Here is a 2,322-nt window from a genome sequence, read left to right as displayed (position 1 = left end):
CGTCCGAGCCGCCCGCCGAGACCGAGACCCCCGCCGAGACCGAGACCCCCAGCGCCTCGGAGACCTCCGTGCTGCCCGCGCCCACCGGGACCGCGACCACGGAGATCACGCCGTCGTCGTCCGCCACCGCCGAGGCGGAGGTGACCGAGGTCGAGGCTGAGGCCGATGGGGCCGATGAGGGTGTGTCCGGGTGGTGGTGGCTCCTCGCGGCCCTCCTGCTGGTGCTGGCGGGCGGGCTCCTCCTGTGGCTGAGGGCCCGGCGGCGCGGCACGGGGCGTGCCGACCTCACCGCCGCGGAGGACGAGGTGTCGTGGTTCGCTCGCGAGCTGCTGCCCGGCCTCCGGGACACCGGTTCGCGTGATCAGGTGGCGGGCGGTTGGGCCGTGTCCTCGGAACGTGTGGTCGCGCTCGAGGACCGACTCACGCGGCTCGAGGCGACAGCGAAGGACGACCGGGTGCGTGGACGGGCCAGGGAGCTGCGGGACGCGGTGCGGTTCGCCCGCGCCCGACTGGCCGACATGCTCCGCCCCGGTGACGGTGACGTGCGGTCGGAGATCGACGAGCTGATAGCGGTGCTCGAGGCGTCGCTCGACCGTCCCGCCCAGACGGCCCCCTGATCGCTCGGACCGAGGATCAGACGGCCGGCGAGAGGCCGGGGGCGCCGTCCTCGCGCGGGGTGAGCTCATCGCGCAGCTGACGGTTGATGCCCGTCATGAGGCGCGACACCTGGGTCTGGGTGACCCCGATGTCCGCGCCGATCTCACCCTGGGTCGCGTCGTGCAGGTAGCGCAGCTCCAGGATGCGCTGCTCGCGTGCGCCGAGACGTCGTACGAGCGGGGCGACCACGCTCCGGGCCTCGACCTGGCTGAACCCCGCCTCGTGGTGCACGAGGGTGGCGGCCAGCGGTCGCTCGGAGTCCTCGGTCGTCGCGTCGAGGGAGTCGACCGAGTAGCCGGCATGGGCCGAGACCGCCTCCTCGATCCGCTCCGTGGGGACACCGAGACGGGCCGCGATGTCGCTGGGACGCGGTGAACGGCCGAGCTCCTGGGTCAGCTCCCCGCTCACGCGGGTGACTCGGGCCTGCAGCTCCTGGATCGAGCGCGGCGGTCGGACCACCCAGCCGGTGTCGCGGAACCAGCGCCGCAGCTCGCCGCGGATGCACGGCACGACGTAGCCCAGGAAGTCCGTGGCCAGGGCCGGGTCGTAACGGCGGACCGCCTTGACCAGGGCCAGGCACGCCACCTGGCGCAGGTCCTCGGGGTCGATGCCGCGGCGCTCGTAGCGACGGGCCTCCTGGGTGGCCACGACGAGGTTGAGGCGGATGATCTCGTCCTCGAGCTCGAGGCGCACCTCGGCCGGGTCGTCGAGTCGGGCGAGCAGCTCGCCGGTGAGCTCCATCCGGCGGGCGCGGGAGACACCGCGGTGCCCCCGGGTCGGGGAGGTGGGTGACACGTCGTGTCCTTCGTGCAGATCGACCGTGGCACGCTGCTCGACCACGACCTCCGAGCCAACCAGCGGTCTCCGTGCTGCACTACCTCCCTTCGGGCATGCGATCCCACCAGTTGGGTACGGCGCGCCCATGACCGTGATGACACGCCGACGCCGCCCCGTGCGCGTCACCCTGGCCCACGAGTGCGAGCTCGTGACCGTCGGGTTCACCGGCCTCCTCGCGCCCTACGCCCACCGCGTGCAGGTGCTGCCCTCGCCGGGCGGCGTCCCGGCGCGCGACGTCGACCTCACCCTCCACGACACCCTGGCCGGAGTGCGCGACCTGCCCGTGGAGGCGGTCCACCACGTCGCGCACGACGGTCGGTTGGTGACGTGGACGTGGAACGCTCGCCCGGACCTGGTGGAGCTTGCGCTCGGCAACGGTGTGAGCGGCGTGTTGTCGAAGGCGCTCCCCGCGCCGCGGCTGGTCGCCGCCCTCGAGTCCATCCACCACGRCCGGCCCGTGGTGGACCTCGGTGCCGGCCAGCCCCCGGTCGAGACCCTCGAGATCCCGGCGTCGCCCCTCGAGACGCTCACGCCCCGTGAGGCGCAGGTGGTCGCGATGATCACCGCGGGCCTCGACAACCAGACGATCGCGGATCGCGCCTCCATCAGCATCAACTCGCTCAAGTCCTACATTCGATCCGCCTACCGCAAGATGGGGGTCGCCTCGCGCTCCCAGGCGGTCCTGTGGGGTGTGCGCCACGGCTATCTCGGCTCGGTGGCCCGGGACGAGGACCCGGGGCTCACCGCCTGATCGGGGGAGTGGTCGGTCGGCCCGGGGCCTCGGGGCTCACCGCCTGATCGGGGGAGTGGTCGGTCGGCCCGGGGCCT

Annotated in this window: 3 protein-coding genes; 2 read left to right on the top strand and 1 reads right to left on the bottom strand. The window is 73.2% G+C overall.

What is annotated here, in order from left to right; translation table 11 throughout:
• On the top strand, positions 1-617 hold a 617-nt coding region (locus tag ACXJKL_RS19545), incomplete at its 5' end, for a hypothetical protein (RefSeq protein ID WP_457208663.1).
• 16 nt (positions 618-633) lie between these two features.
• On the opposite strand, the gene ACXJKL_RS19540 is transcribed toward ACXJKL_RS19545, so the two are convergent.
• Positions 634-1,452 carry a sigma-70 family RNA polymerase sigma factor gene (locus tag ACXJKL_RS19540; RefSeq protein ID WP_457208662.1) on the bottom strand — a complete coding sequence of 273 codons (819 nt, stop codon included), beginning with the start codon at positions 1,450-1,452 and terminating at the stop codon, positions 634-636.
• A 127-nt stretch (positions 1,453-1,579) separates the two neighbouring features.
• Between ACXJKL_RS19540 and ACXJKL_RS19535 the strand changes: the two genes are divergently transcribed.
• Entirely contained in the window at positions 1,580-2,245 is a 666-nt protein-coding gene (locus ACXJKL_RS19535) for a response regulator transcription factor (RefSeq protein ID WP_457208661.1), read from the top strand.
• The last annotated feature ends 77 nt before the right edge of the window (positions 2,246-2,322 follow it).

This window comes from Nocardioides sp. P5_C9_2 (assembly GCF_054049555.1).
The sequence above is the reverse complement of the archived record's forward strand: the minus strand, read 5'-3'. Positions and strand labels throughout refer to the sequence as shown.